The organism is Bradyrhizobium sp. SZCCHNR1093, assembly GCF_032381175.1.
In the GTDB taxonomy this organism is placed as follows: Bacteria; Pseudomonadota; Alphaproteobacteria; order Rhizobiales; family Xanthobacteraceae; genus Bradyrhizobium.
The window spans coordinates 375790-395461 of the sequence record NZ_JAUHJJ010000006.1 but is presented as its reverse complement, the minus strand read 5'-3'; the positions used below and the strand labels follow the sequence as shown (position 1 = coordinate 395461).

Genomic DNA, 19672 nt, shown 5'->3' with positions numbered 1-19672 from the left:
TGGCTCGAAATTGCACCGCGCCGAGCCCTCTCACCCCCCTAATTCGGATTCTTGCCCAGCCTCGTCGGGCAAATCAGGGTCGATGCGCCCGCACGATGGTCCGTTCATGGCATTCGATCGCCTGCAGACGATGTGTGCGGAAACGCTTGTTTTGGGCGAGGCTTCAACGCATTGCCCCGGTCTGGCCCGCCGGGCCGAAAAATTCTTTCTTTCTCTTTTTCAGAATTCATGATTGTCTACGCGCATCCCGCCTCATGGAGAGGGGCGTATCGCGGTCGTCACGACACGTGGAGGCGGGGAGTGATGGGCGAGCCGGTTTGCAGCGTGGTCATTCGCGCCGACGAACAACACCGGCTCGTACGGTCAAGTCGCGTGGTCCTGATACTCCGATGCCGGTATCAAGCCTGCGCCGGCGCTGACAGCGCCGCGTGGGTGACGGTGACCAACAAGCCCGGCGCACCGGGGAGAACGCGAAGCAGCCGTGAAAACCATCGCGCAGGGAGGGCCGGATCGTTCCGGCTGGACCTGTGGTACCTGCCGCCTGCGTTTTTTGAGCAGGCGGGCCACGGGCCTCAGTCGAGGTCCGGCCTTCCCTGCACCCTCTCGTTTGAAGAGGGTGAGACCACTGTATCACTCGGACGCCTGGGCGCCGCGAGGCTAAGGACGCACATCCCCATATGTCGCTCAGAATTGTTGATCACGACGGCGCCACAGGCGCGGTGCCCACCCTTCCCTGGAGGGGGCCTGGAGGGGGGATGCAGGGGGAGCGCCTCGGCGTCCCCCGCATCCGGTCTCGAGTCTTACTTGTTCGCCGCGCGGGCGCGCGACTTGGCGGCCGCCTTGGCGCGGATCCGCGAGATCTGGCCGCGTGGCAGGGTGACGAAGATCTCGCCGATCCAGTCCAGCTTGACCCCCACGATCGGCTTGGCGTTGAAGCTCTTCAGATTGACCACGGACGGCGATTTGCCGCGTTCGATCGTCTTCAGGTAACGCTCGCCGGACTTGAGGCGTACCACCGCCTCCTCGCCGTAGAAGCTCGACAGCGGGTGGCGCTGCTCGCGGTAGACCACGATCACGTCGCCATTCTCATATTTCGGCAGCATCGAATCACCGGAGACCTCGAAGGCGATGGTCTCCTCGGAGATCGGGAAGGGCAGGGCGACCTCGCCGAGGCCCTCGACCGGCACCTGCTCGTAATCCGGCTCGATCACCGAGCCGGCGCCGACCCGTCCCATGACGGGGACCGAATTGAGCTCGAGATACTCCGTAATGAGCGGAATCTCGGCCGCCTTGATCAGGCGCTGGCCGCCGAGGATCTCGGAGACCGCGCCCGGCCGCACGCCCATGGCGCGGGCCAACCCTCCTTTCGTCTTTCCTGGCTTCTCGAGTGCACGCTCGATCATGGCGACGTCCAACATGGCTTTGACCTCTTTTGCGAATCTCGGAAGGGATTATATGTTTCGAATAATCAGAACTCAAGCTTGACTTTTTGTTCGGAATATCGGAAGATTTGGCCGTCGGGTGAGCCGGCGGGTCCGGCGGCCCCGACCCAGAAGGAAGAGGCGAGAATGCAATCCACCGATTGGCCAGACCAACATTCCAAAATGCTGTGCGAGCTTCATGCCCAGGGGCGGTCCTATGCCGAGATCGCGCGCGCCCTCAATGCGCGGTTCGGAACCGCCTATACGCGGAACGCGACGCTTGGCCGCGGCAAGCGGATCGGGCTGGTGGCGCCGGGCAGGCCGAAAGCCGCTCGATCCGAGCCCCGGCCGATGTCCGCGGCGACCCGAACCCGGCGGCGAAGCCCGGACGCGGCGGCGTGGCCGATGCCGTCCCCGCCGAAGCCTGCCGCGCCGGTCAGGCTGCGCTGCGTCGGCCTCAGCCCGCGCCTGCTGTCCCTCGACCAGCTCGAACGCAACGATTGCCGCTACCCCTATGGAGGCGACCGGGACGACGATCCCATCACCTTCTGCGGTCATCCGCGCCAGCCCGGCTCCTGCTACTGCACGCCGCATTACCATCTCACGCGGCTTCCGCCCGAGGAGACCGCCGTGCGCTCCGCCGGCCCTTTGATCCTGCGGCTGGTCGCCGCCGCGTAGAGCGCGGCAAACCCGACCCGAACTGACCCCATCCATTTTCCGGAGACGAGACATGGCGCGCCCCAGACGCAGCAAGCCCCATCGCATGTCCAAGACCCACGACCGGAGAGCTCACGACCTGCCGCGAAATGCAGACGTGATTCCCGTAGAGATCGACGATCCGCTGGCGCTCGAGCCCGGCGATAAGATCGTCGCATTGCGATCGGTCCGCAGCGACCCGCTCGGCCGGCTGCACGCGCACAAGCAGCTGGATGACGCCCAATACCGGGCCGGACGGGCGTTCCAGAATGATTGGGAGCGGGCCGAGCGGGGCCCGCAGGCGATCGATCCCTCGCGCGAGCACGTCGACGGCGCCCGTGGGCGCGAGCCGGTCACCGAGGGCCAGAGGCAGGCGGTGCTGCGGCTCAACCGCGCCGAGCGCGAGCTCGGCGCCGACGGGGGGGCGATCACCCATGACGTGCTGGTGCACGGCCTGACCATGGAGCAGGTCGGACACAAGCGGGGGCTCGCCAGCCAGCGCTGGAATGATTATTTCGCCCGGCGCTTCAAGGAGTGCCTGGACCGGCTGGCCGTGGTCTACGGGTTTTCCACCGACAGGATCGCCAGGAAATGCGATGGGGCCGTGCGATCGGGCCGTCGGGGCGAGAGCTAACGGCCGGCACGACCGGCGCTCGTACCGTCGTCGACGGGGTACGAGCGCCGGTCGGACAATCGTTTTCCCTCAGGGATGCGGCGTCACGACATAAGTGGTGCTGTAGGGCTCGACGCGCAGCGAGGCATGCGACAGCAAACCGATCTTGGCCGAAGGCGTCATCTGCAGCTCGCCGTTCGGGCCGCGATGAACGTTGTACTGCCAGGCCGCGAGGTCGCCTTTCTGCGCCAGTGCGCGCGCAACGGCGCTGGCATCGCTGCCGCCGATCGTCGCCAACTCGTCGCTATTGAGACCGATGACGATCTCGTCCTTGACGGTCACCACCTTGAACAGCGAGGTCGCGCTGTCGCCGGCCTTCGCCATCGAGGCAGCGAGCGACAGTGTGGCGACGGCGATGAAGATCGGGCGTGTCAGTCTGGAAGGCATGAGGACTCCTGTTGCCGATGGCATGATGGACGGCGTCGGTGTGCAGCCATTGGTTCCCGACGGGCGGCCATCGGTTCGCAGAAATCGATGCGGCGGTGGGTTGAACCAGGGGGCGTGACGTCGCGTCTAAGCGCGATTGCGGGATGCGTACGTGCCGCCTGATGGCCGGGTTGGTCCTGAGTTGACACAGGTCAAGCTGCGCGCCCGGGCATGTTGTATCTGGGAACGAGTGAAGTGAAGGGTGATGCCATGTTCAGCGGGAAATATCGATCTCCTTCGGCCGGTGGAAAAATCGCGATTGCGGCCGTCGCGGCCATCGCCGCGGTGGCGAGCGCGCCGGCGCCAGCCCATGCGGGGGCGGCGGGTCCGGCCAACAAGAGGGCGGTCGCGACGGCGACAGCCGGCGATTTGACCGATCTCAGCGCTCGCCGGCGCTATCGCCGCGTCTACAGGGGCAATCCAGCCGCCGGCTTGGCCATCATGGGTGCAATGATCGGCACCATCGGCGCAATCGCCGCGCATCAGCACGACGACTACTATTACTATGGGCCCGGCTATTATCCCGGACCCGGCTATTACGGGCCGCCGCGGGTGTACTACGCACCGCGGCCATACTATGTTCGCCCGTATTACGGCCCGCCCGGTTACTACTACAGTCCGTACTGACGTGACGCGGCGCTCCGTCCATGTTGCGGTGTCGGCTCAGAAGCCGCCGGCGCTGAAACGGAGCGGCTGCACGACGTCGTACGCCGCCTTGCTGATCGGGACCGCATAGTCGATCGTGAGCGGTCCGAATGGCGATGCCCAGGTCATGCCGACGCCGACCGAGGAGCGCAGCACGTTCCTGTTCGCCACCTGGACATTCTGGGTCGGGCCGCGATAGCCGAACACGGTTCCTGCGTCGACGAAGGCCGATGCACGCAGGCCGTATTCCTGCGGCAATCCAGGAATGTTGCCCTGCAGCTCCGCCGTGGTCGCCCAAAACAGGCTGCCGCCGACATTGTCCATCGTCGATCCCGGCGTCAGATCGCGCGGCCCAAAGCCGCCCGGCGCGAAGCCGCGCACCATGGTGGGACCGCCGAAGAAGCTGTTGAGCAGCGGCGCCTGCTGGCCGCCCCATCCGGTGATATAGCCGCCTTGCGCGCGCACCATGCCGGTCAGGTCGCTGTTGATCGATCGATAATAGCGGACGTCGCCCGTGGTCCGCAAAAAGCGAACGTCGCCGCCGAGGCCGGCGAGATCCTGCGTCAACTGTGAGCGAATGCCGCTGGTCGGCGTCTTGTTGTTGTCGAGGGTGCTGTAGGTGACGGTATTGCCGAGCGAGGACACCGTCTGCCGTCCGGCCGCGACCGCTTGGCGGACCGGCAGGGACACCGCCGCCGGCGAGATCCCCGGCGCGAGCACCACCCTTTGGTCGTAGAGCGAATAGCGCCACAGCATGGCAGTCTGCTCGCTGACCGGCATGCCCAGGGTGAGGGCACCGCCATAGGTGTTGCTGCCGAACGATTGGAATGTGCTGACCATGCTCTGTCGCGCAAACAGCTCCATGCCGGGTGTCGTTCGACCGAGGGCGTAGGGCGAGGTGAAGGACAGGCTGGCGCCGCGCGCGAACTGGCCGTAGGTGAAGGTGGCCTGCGCAGTGTTGCCGGTGCCGAGCACGTTGCGGTCACCGATCTTCACCTCGGCGAGCAATCCGTCCGTGGACGAATAGCCGCCCGAGACGTTGAAGTCGCCGGTCGCCTGATCGACTGCCTCGACATCCAGCACCACGCGATCCCTGGCCGAGCCCGGCCGCGTCGAGATCTTGACGGTCTTGAAGTAGTTGAGGTTGCGCAGGCGACGTTCGGCGCGGTCGATCAGCGTCCTGTTGTAGGCATCGCCTTCGCTGACGTCGAACTCGCGCCGGATCACGTCGTCGTGCGTGCGCGTGTTGCCGTGGATCTCGATGCGCTCGACATAGCTGCGTCGTCCCTGCTCGATCTGGAAGGTGACGTCGGCCAGCCGATCCTGCGCATGCCGATTGATCCTGGGCTCGACCTGCGCAAACGGAAAGCCGAGCTTGCCAAGTTCAGCCGCCAGGACTTCGGAGGTCTTGTCGATCTTGCTCTGGTCGAACGTGTCGCCCTGCTGCGTCAGCAACAATGTGCGCAGGCGGTCGCAGGCCAGCCCCTGCACGTTGCAGGAGACGTCGACTGCGGCGAATTTATAGAGTCCGCCTTCCTCGATCGCAAAGGTGAGGTTGTAGCCGCTATTTGCCGCGTCATAGTCGACGCTCACATTGGAAACCTCGGCATCGGCGTAGCCGTGGTTACGATAATATTGTCGCAGCAGCTCGCGGTCCTCGTTGACGCGATCTGCGTCGTAGACGTTGCCGCCGGTCACGAAGCTCAGCACGTTGGTGGCCGAGGTCTTGATCACCGCGTGCAATTGTCGGGCGCCATAGGCGCGATTGCCTGTGAAGTTGATCGCCCTGACCGGCGTCTTCTTGCCTTCGGTGATGGTGAAGACGAGATCGACGCGGTCGTTGCCGCGATCGATGATCTCCGGGACGACGCGGATGTCGTCGCGTCCAGCGCGATGGTACGTCTGGATGATGCGGGCGACGTCGCCCTGGACGGTTGCGCGCTGCAGGCCGGCTCGCGGCTTTGATAGCACCGCGCCCGTGAGCTCCGCATCCTTCACCTTCTTGTTACCTTCGAAGGCGACGCGATCGAGCACTTTTGCTTCCGAGACGCGGACCACGGTCCGTCCGTCGGCGCGGCTGATCTTCACGTCGTCGAACAGCCCGGTCGCAACCAGCGCCTTCAGGCCGGCGTCGAGCGCGGCGGCGTCGTAGCGCCCGTTGGCGTCAGTGTGGAAATAGGATCGCACGGTGTCGGCATCGACGCGCCGATTGCCCTGTACTGCAAGGGCTTCGGCCGCCACTGCCGACGGCGCGGACGTCACCACCAACAGCGTCGCAACGATCAACGCGACATGTCGCGATCTGCTGTCTCCACGGTGACGGCTGTCTCGGGCGGTCAACATGCGCGCATCTGCCTGCTCGTCATGCCGGGATGCAAGAGCCGGTGGGCGGCCAAATCATGTCGAAGCCGTGGAGACTTGGCGGCCTGCGATCACGCCTGCGAAGGGTGACCGGCAGGGAATCGAGCGCGGCCGCAGAATCGACGCAGAGTCGATTCAAACGGCGTGCAGCATCGTCCTCATCCGTACGCGCCAGCAGATGCTGATGCGGCGAACGTTTGTCGGGAGCAGACCATGCGCGCGATCGCCTTGGCCCTCATCGCTTGCACTTTCGTTCAATCAGCCCTTGCTGCTGCGGTCGTCCCAGAGATCGACCCACGCGCGTCGCTCGGTGTCGTCCAGAATTGGATCTACAACTATCGCACCAAACCCGACTACGCCCATGTGCCGGCGGCGGTGCGGGTGCTGTTTCACTCGCAGACGTTCAAGGAGCCGGAGAACGCGGGCATCTATCTCGGCTTCATCGCGGGGGCGATCGGCTCCAATCCGGCCAAGGCGGAACAACTGGTCAACAGCTTCTTTCCCGTGCCTCCCGAGGAGGAGTGGGTGGTCGTGCGGGCCATCGCCTATTCGGGTCTGCCGGACTGGCGCAATCTCATGCGCAAGGTCGCGCCGAAGATGCCGGGCCGCCGCGTGATGATCGACGGTTATCTCAGCGGCGCACAGCCGACCTTGATGGACATCCCATTGGAGGAAACGAAGCCTGGCGTGATGGACAAGCTGCGTGGCGCATTGACGCAGAATCCGTTCAAGAAGGAGGAGCGCAAGCTCGACACGCGGCTCAGCTACGCGACCCACCAGGATCTGCTCGACATCCTCTGGGGTTATTACTTCGCGACCGGCTCGCGCGTGCCGATCCAGCGCATCGTGCAGATGCTGCCATGGTCGAAGAGCCGCGACACGGTCGACAAGCTGACCATCGGTAGCATGGCGCGCTATACGCTTGCCAGCTACTCGGTGCGCGATGCCAGCCTGCGCGACTATCTCCGGGAGGAGCTGGCGCGGCAGTCGGGACCGGTCAAGGAGCCGCTCAGGGAGGTGGTTGAGGCCGCCGATACGGTGCAGCTCGGCGCCGTCCGCAAGGATGCCGTCGCCGCGGTCGAGGAGCTGAAGACCAAGGGCTCTGACGCCCGGCGCAACATGGATTTCTGGGGACAGCTCGGCGTCGGCGCCCTTGCGCTCGGCTGCGTCTCGGCTGCGGCGCTGGGGCAGGTCGCCGTCGGCATCCCCTGCGTGATCGGTGGCTCGGCCTCGCAGGGCTTGCTCTCGTTCTGGGAGAAGCAGCAATAGGCCGTCGGTGGCGCAGCGGTGGCGTTCGTTGGCGACCGGGGGAAGGGGAGAGCCGGTTGAGCGGAGCGGCGGGGGGCTGACACTCAGGGCGCTCTTGATGCCGAAGCGGCCTGATCGCGCGCCCAACATACACACTCAAGGGTTGTTCGGCTTTTCGTTTCCTCTACGAAAAGTAGAAAAAGTAGTCAGCGCGCAGTCTCTGCTGGCACGCCTATGAAAAAATCAGGACAAGCTGGCCTTCACTGCAGCCGGATAAACCGGCTCACGGTGAACCTCCGCGCCAGATTCGTCGACGACGACGATGGACAGCCTGCGGTCGGTGATGCGCGGGTCGTGCCGGAGTCGCCGGGCCAAGTCCCGGCTGTGCTCGATCGCCCCCGCACTCGTCGCAAATTCCAGGCCGGTCCGGTCTCTGGTCGGAATGCCATCCTTCATATCGAAATAATAAGTGCGCATGGTCTTCCTGCAGCCGCTGTGTGGCGGGAGTGGGCGCGGAGCCCGAGCGGGATCCGCAACCCATTCTTTCCCCAAAGCAAACTATAGAAGACCTCTAATGTGGAGGACAAGCTTACCGCTGCCGTAATCCCCTCGCATTGTTCGGTAAACGACCGTTTCCACTGGTATCGTCAGCCAGAAACTGCCAGAAGACCCAAATTGTGACGCCGAAATCAACCTACCGGTCAGTTCGGCTTGCTGCGAGAGTTGTTCCCTGGCATACTTTCAACCTCATCGGGTTCCGCACGGTCGATTTCCAGGCGGGCCATCCTGAGGATCAGGGTCGCAGTCGTCAGACCGAGACTTTCAGCCTCGATTGCTGCAGTATCTACCTTGCGTGCAAGGCCTTCACGTTTGCTAAGGACTGGCATTACCGTTTCCTGCCAAAGGTGCGAGATGAAGAATTCAACATTCATCGCGGAGCTGCACACGAAGCTCGGAGCCCCATCGAGCGAAGCCGTGGAAAGCCTTCGTCTGCTGAAGGCGTTCCTGAAGCTGGCTCCGGGCCAGCGCATCGAGGTGATCGAGATAGTCGAGCGGTTGATCGCAGACGCCCTTTCGGAGACCGACCGCCCTCTGTCCTGACCTCATCCCTCCCGATTGCATGCAATGGTTGCGGGTGGTCGCGTGGCGATCGCGTAGATTGCATCATCCAGCGCTTCCGATTCGTGCAGCGTCCCGGCCGGCAACAGGATCTTGTCACCGGCGGTACAGATGCGCTCGCCGCCTTCCCAACGAAACGTGAGCCGTCCCTTGATCACGACGAGGATTTCATCGACGGGGTGGGTATGGAAGGCGTGAACCTTGCCGGCTGCATCGTGCTGCAGCTCGATGCAGCCCTGCGCCGGCAACAGCGCCAGGATGTCGGGATCGATCGCGAAGCTGGTCTTGGTTCCTGCGATGATCTGGGTCATGCAGCCTGCTCCTTGTCTGCGATGGACGATGGTTTGGTCTGCGCCAGCTTGTGGAAGGGACAGGCCGGCGGCGGCTGGTTGTCGTCATAGAGGAAGTACTGTTTGAACTCCCGGCCCTCCGGATTGCCGTAGCGTCCGAGCTGGGGCGAAGGCGCCGTCGTGTCGAACGGGACCAGCCGTTTGCGCACCTCGCCGAAGGCCTTGGCCGCCGCCTCGTCCGTGCCGAGCATCCGTTCGAACACCCAGCGCGGCTGGAAGGTCAGCATGAATGCGCTCGATCGGCGGCTTTGCCGCATCACGTGTGCGGGCGTGCTGCAGACGACGAAGATCGGCTCCCCGGCGAACGAGAACTCCCACATCGGATGATCGACGGTCTCGGGAATTTCGGCGGGCCACGGCTGGCTGTCGACGCGCGCCAGCTGATCGAGGATGTGCCAGAATTTCTTGTAGTAGGAGTCGATGGTCTGGACCGGGCGCGGGCGCGTGAACAGCACCAGCGAGGTGTTGGGCCCGTGCGAGCGGCTCTCCGAGACGAACAAGGCGAGCTGCTGGCCGAGCACGTCGATGTCGATGGGGTCGAGAAACAGATAACGAAGCTGATCGTGACGATAGCCCGCGACGCCGAATACGCACGGAAAGGGTCTTGCTTCGCTGCTCATCTGAGCCTCGAATTCCGAAAACAGGACGCTCTGCCAGGTGCCGGCCTGATGGCCGGATCGGACTTCGTCCCTTCTCAAATACAAACGCGGCATACTGACCCTCTCTGTTCTTATGCTTAAGTACGAAGTATCAATTCGCGCCTCATCATCAGCGGCCCAAGGAGTCCAGGAAGCGACATCAGGAGAAGAATCTCGATCAGGGCCGCGTAGCCGGAATCGCTGGCGGCACTGCGCAGGCTTGATCCGATGTCGGGGTCGAGGCCGCTTGCAGTCACCATGGCAAAGGCGATCGCCGGCTGAGCCAGCCCGGCAAAAATGCCGGCGGCTGTCGTATTGATCGATGCGCCGACGCCGATGCGCTCCGCCGTGTAGAGATGCTTCGTGCTTTTCAGGATCAGCGGCACGGTGCCCCCGGCCACCAGACCGAGCACGGCGAACACCGCGCCGACATAGAAGAAGCCGAAGCTGTGCGCCAGTGCCGGCAACAGCATCACGACGAGCACCATGCGCAGCAGGGTGATGGAAATCAGGGCTGCATTGAGCGACTGCATCCGGTCGGCGGCATGGCCGAGAAAGATCGATCCGATGGCGTTGCCGACCATGAAGGCGAGCAGAGGGCCTCCGGCCGCTGACGGCGAGATGCCGAAATAATGCGCGACCATCGGGATGCCCCACACCCCCGCGAGCGTGGTCACGACCGCGAAATGCGCAGCGAAGCTCATGGCGCAGCCCCACGTCGCGGCCGATCCGAGCGCATGCCAGCTTGTGACCAGGACGCTCTTCAGCGTCCGGCTGGTGTAGTTCGCAGGTGCGGATTTCAAGGTCGCGGACGCGCAGGCAAAGTTTGCGACGCCGACGCAGGCGATGAAGAGAAAACAGGCGCGCCAGCCGAAGCCGCTGACCGCAGCGGCAAGCGGGGTCGTGGCGAGGACGCCGCCGACATAGCCCGACACCTGGGAGATGCCGGACATCAGGCCGAAACGCTGGTCGGAAAAGTTCTGCGCGACGAGCTTCAGCAGCGCCGTGAACACCAGCGCGTCGCCGCACGCCACGACCACGCGTGCGACGAAGACGTCGAACAGGGTAGGCGACAGCGCGAAGGCGGCGCTGCCGAGCACCGACGCCGCCATGCTGCACAGGACGACGCGCTTCACACCGTAGCGGTCGACCAGAACGCCCGCGGGGATCTGCATCAAGGTGTAGCCCCAGAAGTAGCTGGAGGCGAGCATCGCGACGCCGGAGGCGTCGGTGCCGAAGTCGCGCATGAAGTCGAGGCCCACGGTCTGCGGCGACATCCGCTGCAGGAAGGCGACGGCGTAGGCAAAAGCGACCGTTCCCCACGCAACATAGGCGCGATCGAAGAACCGGAGCGGAGAGGACGCGACCGCTTGTTGTCCGAGCGCCGCCATCACACCCTCGCATAGCCGACGGAGAACAGGGCGTCGGCGGAATCCGGGATGATCCGCGACATCGCGGTCTCGACCAGCGAGGCCCTGCCGTGATAGTCTTGTCTGATGTGCTGGATGTGTCCGTAGGCGCCGCGCATGATCATGCGGGGCACCTCGAGCGGCTTGCCCGGATAGATCGTCGCGCACATCTCGACGCAGGCGGCCTGCAACTCCGCATCCGCCGCCTCATCGAGCAGCGACGGCGCGACCCTCTCGCAGATCTTGGCGTTGGCAGCCCACACGATCGGGTTGCGCGTACGCCATCCGTAAAGAATTTCTTCGCCGGGCGTGGCCGACCCAGGATGCTTGAGGATCTGCGACGTAAAGAACCCATACAGGCCACGACCCTGATGTGCGGGTAGTACTTCGGTCCCACTGCGATAGATGGCCAGCCGCTGCGCGATGGTCATCACGCGATAGACCGAGAACGCGACCAGTCCGATGTGATCGTAGACTAGAACGAGGCCGTATTTGCTGTTGAACGGCGATGAGGCCGCGGTCCAATGGGGTTCGATTGCTTTCCAGTTAATGGCAATGATCGAATTCATCGCATCCATGATCGGCTGCCGATCAGGCAGCTCGATCTCCGACGCGTCGGAAAAGCTGTAGACGGTGTAGTCGTCCCATGGCGAGGCGATCGTCTTGTATCGGCCGTCCAGGTTGCGCGACATCACGTGAACTCCAGCACTGCAAGGTCGAGCTATACAGGCGGTCCTCCGATGGCTTAAAGGACAATATGCCCTCGAATCCTGCCAACTCTCCCCGGCGTGCTGCGGTGCGTCGAGATGGTGCCGAAAGGCGGCTCGCCATCTTTGCCTTTCCCGGAGTGACGCTGCTCGACGTTTCCGGCCCGGCGCAGGTGTTCGCCGAGCTCAGCGAGATCGAGCTGCCGGGGCCGGGCTATGCGCTCAGCTACGTGTCCAAGGAGGGCGGACTGGTGCCGACCGATGTCGGCCTGATGATCGACACAGCGCCGCTCTCGTCCGTGAAGCCGGATGAGGTCGACACGCTGCTGATCCCTGGGGGGCCGGGCATCTGGAAGCTGCGGCAGGACGAGACGGTGATGCGGTGGATCGGCGAGGTGCTCCCGGGCGCCCGGCGGATCGCATCCGTCTGCCTCGGCGCCTTTGCGCTGGCCTGGGTCGGCGCGCTGGAGGGCAGGCGGGCCGCGACGCATTGGCGCTACTGCCCCCGCCTGCAGGACAGTTTTCCGAACGTGAAGGTCGAGCCCGACGCGATCTTCGTGCAGGACGGCCGGGTCTGGTCATCCGCAGGCGTGAGCGCCGGCATCGATCTGGCGCTGGCGATGATCGAGGAGGATTTCGGTCATACGATCGCGCTCGACGTGGCGCGCCGGCTCGTCGTCTTCCTGAAGCGTCCTGGCGGCCAGAGTCAGTTTTCGACCGTCCTGGCGGCGCAGGCGTCCGACGTCGAGGGTCGGTTCAGTGCGCTGCATGCCTGGATCATCGAGAACATCGCGAGCGACCTGCGCGTCGAGGCGCTGGCCGCGAGAGCCGGCATGACGCCGCGCACCTTTGCCCGCACCTATGTCAGCCGCACCGGGATGACCCCGGCACAGGGAGTCGAGGCGCTCAGGGTCGAGACGGCGCGCCTCCTACTCGAAAGCCGCCAGGTCGAAAACGTGGTCGAAGTCGCCAAACGGGCGGGCTTTGGCGACGACGAGCGCATGCGGCGGGCGTTCCTGCGGCATCTCGGCGTGTCGCCATCGGAGTATCGGCGCCGCTTCTCGGGCTGAGCGGCGCTTGCCGCAACCGGGGCTGACAAGATTCGCCGGAGTCGACGCCTTTTTCTTTGCTTTCGGGTTAGTCTCGCCGTTCGCGTTGAGGCCAGAGCGGCCAGGCCTTATGCGATCGCTCAAAGGCTTCCGTAAAAAGCCACGTGTATAACGCTGAAAATTTGATGCAGATCCGCCTCCGCGGACGGGAAAGGCCAATGACCAACATCGTTCCCTTTCGCACGAGGACACTCTCTCCTTAGGCCGCCTTTGCGACGGCCGAAGAGAAGGCCGCGGTTGTGGTGGCCGGTGCCGGCCACATGGACACCGTGTGAGCCGGTGCATTCGGTGTCAGTGAGGATGCGAGAAGAACTGTCCTCCTCCTCGATCTTGCCCTGCAGCATGCGCGAGAGCTCTCAGGCCTCGTTACGGACCGAGCGCGCGCGGCGGACCTATGATCGTCACCTCGCTTCGATCGAATACGCGCTGCAGATTACGCGCCAACGTATGGCCGCACTCTGACAGGCGCTGGCAGCTTTCTTCCGCATCTATTTGTACGGCGACGCAGGGAGTCGGATGTGGTAGTTGGATCTGTCGTGGAGGACGCAACGATGACCCAAACCAAACTGGAAGTGCCCGCTGAACTGCGGGACCTGGCCGAAAAGACCATCTCGCAGGCGGAAAAGGCGTTCGAGATGTTCTTCGACGCAGCCGGAAAATCGATCGGCACGGTTCCCGGACCTGCCGCCGACATGTCCAAGCAGGCGCTCACTCTCACCGAGCAGAACATCAAGACGGCTTTCGAACACGCTCGAAAGCTCGTTCACGCCACCGAGCTCGAGGAGGCGATGCGGATCCAGTCCGAGTTCCTGCGCAGCCAGTTCACCAACGCCGGTGAGCACATGAAGACGATCACGTCGAGCATCATGTCCGCCGCGAGCAAGGCGACCGAACCCAAGAGCTGAAGCGCGAGCCTCGCCGTCGCGGGAGCGACGGTCTGCATGGACAGAGCTCGGCGGCAGCGCTGCCGCCGAATGGACACGGGCGGACGAGACGGGCGAAAGAGCCCAGCCCTATTTTCGCAGGCTGCCGATATAGGCGGCGATGTCGGCCGCCTCCAGCCGGTTGAGCGGAAAGCTCGGCATCTTCGGATGCGGGTCGAGCAGGAAAAACGCGACCTTCTCTGGCGTGAAATCCGTTTTCTGAGCAATCTGAGCGAAGGTGGGAACGTCCGCGCTCGCCTGCTTCTGCGTCCCTTCGATGAGGTGGCATGAGGCGCACCAGCGACGGGCCAGATCCCCGCCGTGATCCGGATCGGCGGCCCATGCCGGTGTCGACGCCGCAGCCGCGATCGCGATCGCCATAACTCTCATCACCGAGGCGTGCATCAAGGAGCTCCTGATCATTGTCTGTTGAGTGGTGGCATACCTCGCCGGAGTGACGGCGGGTGGCTCACGAAGGAATGTTTCGCCCCTGGAGAGGAGCGATCTTGGCGGCTCCGCCTCGCAGGCACGCGCGGCGCGTCGATGAATCTCGACCTCAATTACAGCATGATTTGGGAAAATGGGACAGGTCGATCCGGCTGACGATTGCCTTCAGGAGCGCGCCGGCGCGGCGCAGCCAGGACATATCGGCCGAGCGAGACACATCGGTCGAGGCGGTGATCGTCAGCTCTTCCGCAACGTAGGACATGTCGAGCCCTCCCTGTCGCTCAGCATCTTTCCGCTCAGCCTGTTGACGAGGTGCGTACCGCCGCATGCTGGGCATGCGGCAGCCTCATAGGCATCGAACTGGTCGGCAAGAGCCGGTGCGGCCAAGCCGATCTGAACGTTCGATCCCGTCTGGGAGCAGCGAAAAATGAGAGTTTCCATCGCCTGAACATGACAAATGCCGGCATCGATGCCTTGATCTGTCTCAACAGGCGATGAGCGGTCCGGCGCACGCCGGACCGCCGGAGAGAGAGAAAGTCAGGTCAGGCCATGCGATGCGGCCTTCGCCATCTCGATCCGTTCGGCGACATTCACCGTGGACACGGAACCCGTTTGGGCCGCACGGAGCGCCGCATCGATCTTCGACTTCACGCGCCGGGCCGCGAGCGCGGCGAGTCTGGTCTGGGTGCGTCCGGTCTTGATCTGATCGCCGAACTCGTACCGCCATTCCCACATGTCCGGTTCAGCAGTCGCCACGACCGTATATTGGACACCTCGGTGGATCACGGAACCCCCCCCCCTGTCAACATTTCCACTACAAGTCAACGTCTAGGCAATCTACAATCAATCCGGGCAAATACGGGACTGGAACAATTGCCAGTCCGGCGGTGGTGAGATGCTTAACACCACCATGCCGACAATGTTCCACAGGCACCCGGCTTCCGTGCACACTTTTCGAGTACGGATATTGGCCGTGCACAATCGGCTGAAATGACGGGGGGCAGCCTGAAGACGCAAACGGGGGGCTGCGCTCAATGGCCAACCTCGAAATCTGCCGGAAGGGTGGACGACGCGTGCGGCGGATTCGAGTTCCGATCGATGACCGGCAGGAGATATTAAGGCACAACATGCATGCCGGAGTCGATGTTGGTCGGCCATCCCGAGACGAGGTCCATCTTGTTTGCCGATGATCAAGAGCTGGCGAGGACGGATAGCGTGGCAGCCGGCAACGGCAACGGAGGTCGTGACCTCCGGGTCGACGCGTTCCGGGGGCTCGCCCTCTGGTTCATCTTCATCGATCATGTTCCGGATAATTCGCTGGCGTGGCTGACGCTGCGCAACTACGGCTTCAGCGACACCTCCGAGGTGTTCGTCTTCGTCTCCGGCTACACCTGCATGCTCGCCTATGGCGGAGCGCTGCCGAAGCAGGGCTGGGCGACCACGGTGGTGCGGGCGCTGCGGCGCGCCTGGGAGATCTATGCGGCGTTCCTGGTGCTGCTGCTCGCCTATGCGGCGCTGGTCTGGGTGATCGGCGGCGGCACACGCTTCGTCGACGAGACCAACACCGGCTTCTTCTTTCGCGAGCCCGGGCCCACGCTGGTGCATGTGGCGCTGCTGCAATTCGCGCCTGTCAACACCGACATCCTGCTGACGTTTGCAATTCTGCACATCTGCTTTCCCGTCATCCTGTGGCTGATGATCACCAGCGCGACGTTGACGCTGGTGCTTTCATTCCTGCTCTACATGATGGTTCAGCTGTTCAGCTGGCAGGCGCCGGCGTGGCCGAGCGGCGAGCTGTATTTCAATCCGTTCGCCTGGCAGTTCCTGTTCGTGATCGGTGCCTGGTACGGCTGTGCCGGCGCCACACGCCTGCGTCCGCTCCTCGACTCGCGAACGCTGTTGATCGTGGCGATCGGCTATCTCGCGTTCAGCCTGTTGATGGCGCTCAGCTGGGAGTTCAAGAGTCTCGAGAACCTGATCCCGTCGGCCATCAGCGGCCTGATCTATCCGATCTACAAGAGCCACCTGGCGCCGGTGCGGTTGTTGCACTTCCTGGCGCTTGCCTTCGTGGTGTCGCGGCTGGCTCCGCGGGACTGGAAGGGGCCAATCCGTCCGCTGATGACGGCCATGATCAGGTGCGGCGAGAACTCGCTCCCGATCTATTGCCAGGGGGTGCTGCTGGCCTTCCTCGGCCAGGTCGTGCTGACCGACGTGGCGAGCGGGTTGGGGATGCAGGTCCTGATCAGTGTCGCCGGGATTGCGATCATGGTCATCGCGGCCACGCTGCTGACATGGGAATCGCAGCTCGACCGGCGCGGACCGCGGCTGTTCTGACCGCCGTTCCTCAACGCCGGCGTGCGACGGTGACCCCGAGCAGGAAGGCGACGAACAGGCTCGCGAGCGGGGCCTCGCGGGTGATCGCGCTGATGGTCGACAGGGCGGTCCCGGGCCGCCGCGCGTCCCTTGCCGCTTCGCTCAGCCGGTCCACGGCCGCACTCAGGGTACCCACCACTTCGCCGAGTGCATGCGACATGTCCGTCGCGGTGTCGAGCGCGCGTTCGGCGACGCCCGGCTGCGGAGGTGTTTCGAACGTTTCGCTGCTCACTGTCGTTGCCTTCTTGCCGCGGCTCGTCGGATTGGCACCCTCGTGCCGACGCGATTCGGCCGAGGGGCGCATGTAACGCTCGTGGGAAATGCCGGCTGATGCGATTGGTTCCCTGGGACCGAGACGCATCGCCGGCGAAGCGCGCGGTGCAAAATCGCGCTACGCTGGGCGCCCGGCCGTCGATGAAAGGATTCCGTCTTGGCTTCTCCAGACCTTAAGCCGCCACATCGTATCGCCGTCCTTGGTGCTCCGATCGATCTCGGCGCGTCGGTCCGCGGCACGCTGATGGGGCCTGCTGCACTGCGCACCGCAGGTCTCATCACCGTGCTGGAAAGCCTCGGGCTCGATGTCACCGACTACGGCGATGTCGGCATCGCCGACATGACGGAGCCCGGTGACGAGCCGCCGGTGAAGGCCAAGCACTATCGCCAGATCCAGCGCTGGTCGCGGGTGCTGGCGCGTCGCAGTCACGAGCTGGCGCAGACCGGCGCCATCCCGATGTTTCTCGGCGGCGACCATTCGCTGTCGATGGGGTCGGTGAGCGGGATCGCGCGCCATTGCCGCGAGATCGGGCGGGAGCTGTTCGTGCTCTGGCTCGACGCACATGCCGACTACAACACGCCCGAAACCACCATCACAGCGAACATGCACGGCATGTCCGCCGCGTTCCTGTGTGGCGAGCCGGGTCTCGACGGCCTGCTCGGCGACGAGGCGCGCACGCCCATCACCCCAGATCAGTTGGAGCTGTTCGGGATCCGCTCGATCGACAGGGCAGAAAAGGAGCTGCTGCGTCTCCGTCGTATCAGCATCGCCGACATGCGCGCCATCGACGAGTTCGGCGTCGGCGTACTGACGCGCCGGATCCTCGACAAGGTTCGTGCGCGGAACGGCGTCCTGCATGTGAGCTTCGATGTCGACTTCCTCGATCCCGAGGTGGCCCCCGGCGTCGGCACGACCGTACCTGGCGGCGCGACCTATCGCGAGGCTCATCTCATCATGGAGATGCTGCACGATTCCGGGCTGGTGCGTTCGGTCGATATCGTCGAGCTCAACCCGTTCCTGGACGAGCGCGGCAAGACCGCGCGGGTCGCAGTCGAACTGATCGCCAGCCTGTTCGGCCAGCAGATTACCGATCGGCCAACGCCCACGAACGCGATCGTGCCGGACCAATAGGCGGATGCCTCCTCGCTCGCCGCTGGTGAGCTCGAGGCATCCGAGGGCGTCGAGCTCAGTAGCGGGCGTCGTACATCTTCGACTCGACGAAGCCGAGCAGATCGTTCGGCGCCGGCCCCGTGGCGAGCCCGTTCTGATAGGCAACGCCGGCCACCGCGGCGCCGATCTGGGCAGACACCTCGCGGATGCGCGGCAGCGCCGGATACAGGCTGCCCTGCTCGAGATCGGCGCCGGTGACGCAGTTCGCCAGGGTGTGCGCGGCAGCCATGAACATCTCGTCCGTCACCAGCCGCGCGCCGCTGGCGATGACGCCAAGGCCGACACCGGGGAAGATGTAGGAGTTGTTGCCCTGGCGCGGCACGAAGGTCTTGCCGTCGAGCTTGACCGGATCGTAGGGGCTGCCGCAGGCGAACAGCGCGCGGCCCTGGGTGTAGCGATAGGCCGACTCCGCCGAGCATTCCGCCTTCGAGGTCGGATTTGAGAGCGCAAAGATGATGGGGCGCTCGTTCAGCTCGGCCATGGCCTGCAGCACTTCCGGCGTGAAGGCGCCGCCGACGGCCGCAACGCCGATGATCGCGGTCGGCTTCAGCGTCCTGATCGCGGTCAGGAAGTCTGCGATCGGGGCCTGGTCGTGCGCATAGCGCAGCTTGTGGCCGTGCAGGTTCTCTCGCCCCTTGATGACGAGGCCGCGCGAGTCCGTCAGCCAGTTGCGCCGCAGCGCCTCGGCTTCGGACAGGCCCTCGGCCATCATGGCGGAGACGACGAGATCCGCGATGCCGGTGGCCGCCTCGCCGGCGCCGAGGAACAGCACGGTCTGGTCGCGCAGCTTGCCGCCAGTGATACGCTGCGCCGAGAACAGGCCGGCGAGCGCCACGGCTGCGGTGCCCTGGATGTCGTCGTTGAAGACGCAGGTGTCGTCGCGATATTTGTGCAGCAGCTTGAACGCGGCGTGGTTGGCGAAATCCTCGAACTGGATCAGCACGCCCGGGAAGGCGGCGCGCGCGGCCGTCATGAACTCGTCGACGAACGTGTCATAAGCTTCGCCCGTAAGGCGCTTCTGGCGCAGCCCAATGTAGTAGGGGTCGGCCAGAAGCTCTTCGTTGTTGGTGCCGACATCGAGCATGACCGGCAGGCACTCCTCCGGATGAATGCCGGCGCAGGCCGAATACAGCGACAGCTTGCCGACCGGAATGCCCATGCCGTTGGCGCCGAGATCGCCGAGACCGAGAATGCGCTCACCGTCGGTGACGACGATCAGCTTGGCGCGATACGGCCAGTTGGCGAGGATCTCCGCGATCCGGCCGCGGTCATTGGCCGAGATGAACAGGCCGCGCGGACGCTGGAAGATCAGGCCGAATTTCTGGCAGGCGAGGCCGACGGTCGGCGTGTAGATCAGCGGCTGGATCTCGTCGATGTTGTCGCAGACCACCCGGAAGAACAGCGCTTCGTTGCGGTCGTGCAGTGCATTCAGTGCCACGTACTTCTCGAGGTCGCTGGACAGGCTGCGAAGATTGACCAGGATCCGCTCGGCCTGGGCCTGCATCGACATCACGCCGGCGGGCAGGAAGCCGCGCAGGCCGAGCGCATCGCGCTCCTGCTCGGTGAAGCCGGTGCCCTTGTTGAGCAGCGGATCGCGCAGCAGCGCGAGTCCGCGCGGGGAATAGGGGGATAGCGTCGGTGCGCTCATGCGTTGCGGTTGGGTCAAGGCAGTCTCCGAGGTCC

The 19672-nt window shown here is 64.4% G+C and carries 24 protein-coding genes; 10 read left to right on the top strand and 14 right to left on the bottom strand.

Going from position 1 to position 19672, the window contains the following annotated elements:
* On the top strand, positions 1 to 232 hold a 232-nt coding region (locus tag QX070_RS21820; protein WP_315739120.1), incomplete at its 5' end, for a hypothetical protein.
* A 568-nt stretch (positions 233 to 800) separates the two neighbouring features.
* Here QX070_RS21820 and QX070_RS21815 read toward each other — a convergent pair.
* The gene (locus QX070_RS21815; RefSeq protein WP_315739119.1) at positions 801 to 1418 is read right to left on the bottom strand and encodes a helix-turn-helix transcriptional regulator; all 618 of its coding nucleotides are present in this window, start codon (positions 1416 to 1418) and stop codon (positions 801 to 803) included.
* Between the two features lie 150 nt (positions 1419 to 1568).
* On the opposite strand from QX070_RS21815, the gene QX070_RS21810 reads away from it, so the two are divergent.
* Both QX070_RS21810 and QX070_RS21805 read left to right on the top strand, forming a co-directional pair.
* A complete protein-coding gene (locus QX070_RS21810; RefSeq protein ID WP_315739117.1) occupies positions 1569 to 2099 on the top strand; it encodes a GcrA family cell cycle regulator in 531 nt (176 codons plus the stop codon).
* A gap of 52 nt (positions 2100 to 2151) precedes the next feature.
* The gene (locus QX070_RS21805; RefSeq protein WP_315739116.1) at positions 2152 to 2751 is read left to right on the top strand and encodes a DUF6456 domain-containing protein; all 600 of its coding nucleotides are present in this window, start codon (positions 2152 to 2154) and stop codon (positions 2749 to 2751) included.
* 69 nt (positions 2752 to 2820) lie between these two features.
* On the opposite strand, the gene QX070_RS21800 is transcribed toward QX070_RS21805, so the two are convergent.
* Entirely contained in the window at positions 2821 to 3177 is a 357-nt protein-coding gene (locus tag QX070_RS21800) for a hypothetical protein (RefSeq protein ID WP_315739114.1), read from the bottom strand.
* A gap of 249 nt (positions 3178 to 3426) precedes the next feature.
* Between QX070_RS21800 and QX070_RS21795 the strand changes: the two genes are divergently transcribed.
* Positions 3427 to 3843: a hypothetical protein gene (locus tag QX070_RS21795; RefSeq protein WP_315739112.1), complete on the top strand. Its 417-nt coding sequence runs from the start codon at positions 3427 to 3429 to the stop codon at positions 3841 to 3843.
* A gap of 36 nt (positions 3844 to 3879) precedes the next feature.
* Here QX070_RS21795 and bamA read toward each other — a convergent pair whose 3' ends face one another.
* A complete protein-coding gene (gene bamA, locus QX070_RS21790) occupies positions 3880 to 6204 on the bottom strand; it encodes an outer membrane protein assembly factor BamA (protein WP_315739111.1) in 2325 nt (774 codons plus the stop codon).
* Between the two features lie 231 nt (positions 6205 to 6435).
* Here bamA and QX070_RS21785 point away from each other — a divergent pair, with 231 nt between their 5' ends.
* Entirely contained in the window at positions 6436 to 7491 is a 1056-nt protein-coding gene (locus QX070_RS21785; protein WP_315739110.1) for a hypothetical protein, read from the top strand.
* Positions 7492 to 7713: 222 nt separating this feature from the next.
* Here QX070_RS21785 and QX070_RS21780 read toward each other — a convergent pair whose 3' ends face one another.
* Positions 7714 to 7947 carry a DUF6894 family protein gene (locus QX070_RS21780; RefSeq protein WP_315712992.1) on the bottom strand — a complete coding sequence of 78 codons (234 nt, stop codon included), beginning with the start codon at positions 7945 to 7947 and terminating at the stop codon, positions 7714 to 7716.
* Between the two features lie 224 nt (positions 7948 to 8171).
* The gene (locus QX070_RS21775) at positions 8172 to 8402 is read right to left on the bottom strand and encodes a hypothetical protein (protein WP_315739109.1); all 231 of its coding nucleotides are present in this window, start codon (positions 8400 to 8402) and stop codon (positions 8172 to 8174) included.
* On the opposite strand from QX070_RS21775, the gene QX070_RS21770 reads away from it, so the two are divergent.
* Entirely contained in the window at positions 8383 to 8571 is a 189-nt protein-coding gene (locus tag QX070_RS21770) for a hypothetical protein (protein ID WP_315739107.1), read from the top strand. The genes QX070_RS21775 and QX070_RS21770 overlap by 20 nt on opposite strands.
* A 2-nt stretch (positions 8572 to 8573) precedes the next feature.
* On the opposite strand, the gene QX070_RS21765 is transcribed toward QX070_RS21770, so the two are convergent.
* The 4 genes from QX070_RS21765 to QX070_RS21750 all read right to left on the bottom strand — a co-directional run bounded on the left by QX070_RS21765 (position 8574) and on the right by QX070_RS21750 (position 11678).
* A complete protein-coding gene (locus tag QX070_RS21765) occupies positions 8574 to 8900 on the bottom strand; it encodes a cupin domain-containing protein (protein WP_315739106.1) in 327 nt (108 codons plus the stop codon).
* Entirely contained in the window at positions 8897 to 9559 is a 663-nt protein-coding gene (locus tag QX070_RS21760; protein WP_315739105.1) for a YqcI/YcgG family protein, read from the bottom strand. Before QX070_RS21760 ends, QX070_RS21765 begins: the two co-directional genes overlap by 4 nt.
* A gap of 116 nt (positions 9560 to 9675) precedes the next feature.
* Positions 9676 to 10968, bottom strand: coding sequence for an MFS transporter (locus QX070_RS21755; RefSeq protein WP_315739104.1), 1293 nt, complete (start codon positions 10966 to 10968; stop codon positions 9676 to 9678).
* Complete coding sequence (locus QX070_RS21750; RefSeq protein ID WP_315739103.1) at positions 10968 to 11678, bottom strand: hypothetical protein; 711 nt, start codon at positions 11676 to 11678, stop codon at positions 10968 to 10970. The genes QX070_RS21755 and QX070_RS21750 overlap by 1 nt, the downstream gene beginning before the upstream one ends.
* A gap of 65 nt (positions 11679 to 11743) precedes the next feature.
* Between QX070_RS21750 and QX070_RS21745 the strand changes: the two genes are divergently transcribed.
* Positions 11744 to 12763 carry a GlxA family transcriptional regulator gene (locus QX070_RS21745; protein WP_315739102.1) on the top strand — a complete coding sequence of 340 codons (1020 nt, stop codon included), beginning with the start codon at positions 11744 to 11746 and terminating at the stop codon, positions 12761 to 12763.
* Between the two features lie 590 nt (positions 12764 to 13353).
* Positions 13354 to 13707, top strand: a complete 354-nt coding sequence (locus tag QX070_RS21740) for a phasin (RefSeq protein WP_315739142.1) — start codon at positions 13354 to 13356, stop codon at positions 13705 to 13707.
* Between the two features lie 108 nt (positions 13708 to 13815).
* Here QX070_RS21740 and QX070_RS21735 read toward each other — a convergent pair whose 3' ends face one another.
* From QX070_RS21735 to QX070_RS21725, 3 genes are all read right to left on the bottom strand, one after another.
* Entirely contained in the window at positions 13816 to 14130 is a 315-nt protein-coding gene (locus QX070_RS21735) for a c-type cytochrome (RefSeq protein WP_315739101.1), read from the bottom strand.
* A 151-nt stretch (positions 14131 to 14281) separates the two neighbouring features.
* Positions 14282 to 14434, bottom strand: coding sequence for a hypothetical protein (locus tag QX070_RS21730; protein ID WP_315739100.1), 153 nt, complete (start codon positions 14432 to 14434; stop codon positions 14282 to 14284).
* Positions 14435 to 14709: 275 nt separating this feature from the next.
* Positions 14710 to 14958 carry a hypothetical protein gene (locus QX070_RS21725; RefSeq protein ID WP_315739099.1) on the bottom strand — a complete coding sequence of 83 codons (249 nt, stop codon included), beginning with the start codon at positions 14956 to 14958 and terminating at the stop codon, positions 14710 to 14712.
* A 429-nt stretch (positions 14959 to 15387) separates the two neighbouring features.
* Here QX070_RS21725 and QX070_RS21720 point away from each other — a divergent pair, with 429 nt between their 5' ends.
* Positions 15388 to 16506, top strand: coding sequence for an OpgC domain-containing protein (locus QX070_RS21720; RefSeq protein ID WP_315739098.1), 1119 nt, complete (start codon positions 15388 to 15390; stop codon positions 16504 to 16506).
* A 10-nt stretch (positions 16507 to 16516) separates the two neighbouring features.
* Here the strand turns inward: QX070_RS21720 and QX070_RS21715 are convergent, their stop codons facing one another.
* Positions 16517 to 16777 carry a hypothetical protein gene (locus QX070_RS21715; RefSeq protein ID WP_315739141.1) on the bottom strand — a complete coding sequence of 87 codons (261 nt, stop codon included), beginning with the start codon at positions 16775 to 16777 and terminating at the stop codon, positions 16517 to 16519.
* Between the two features lie 198 nt (positions 16778 to 16975).
* Between QX070_RS21715 and rocF the strand changes: the two genes are divergently transcribed.
* The gene (gene rocF / locus QX070_RS21710; protein WP_315739097.1) at positions 16976 to 17950 is read left to right on the top strand and encodes an arginase; all 975 of its coding nucleotides are present in this window, start codon (positions 16976 to 16978) and stop codon (positions 17948 to 17950) included.
* A gap of 55 nt (positions 17951 to 18005) precedes the next feature.
* On the opposite strand, the gene QX070_RS21705 is transcribed toward rocF, so the two are convergent.
* Positions 18006 to 19637, bottom strand: coding sequence for an NAD-dependent malic enzyme (locus tag QX070_RS21705; RefSeq protein WP_315739140.1), 1632 nt, complete (start codon positions 19635 to 19637; stop codon positions 18006 to 18008).
* Between the last annotated feature and the right edge of the window lie 35 nt (positions 19638 to 19672).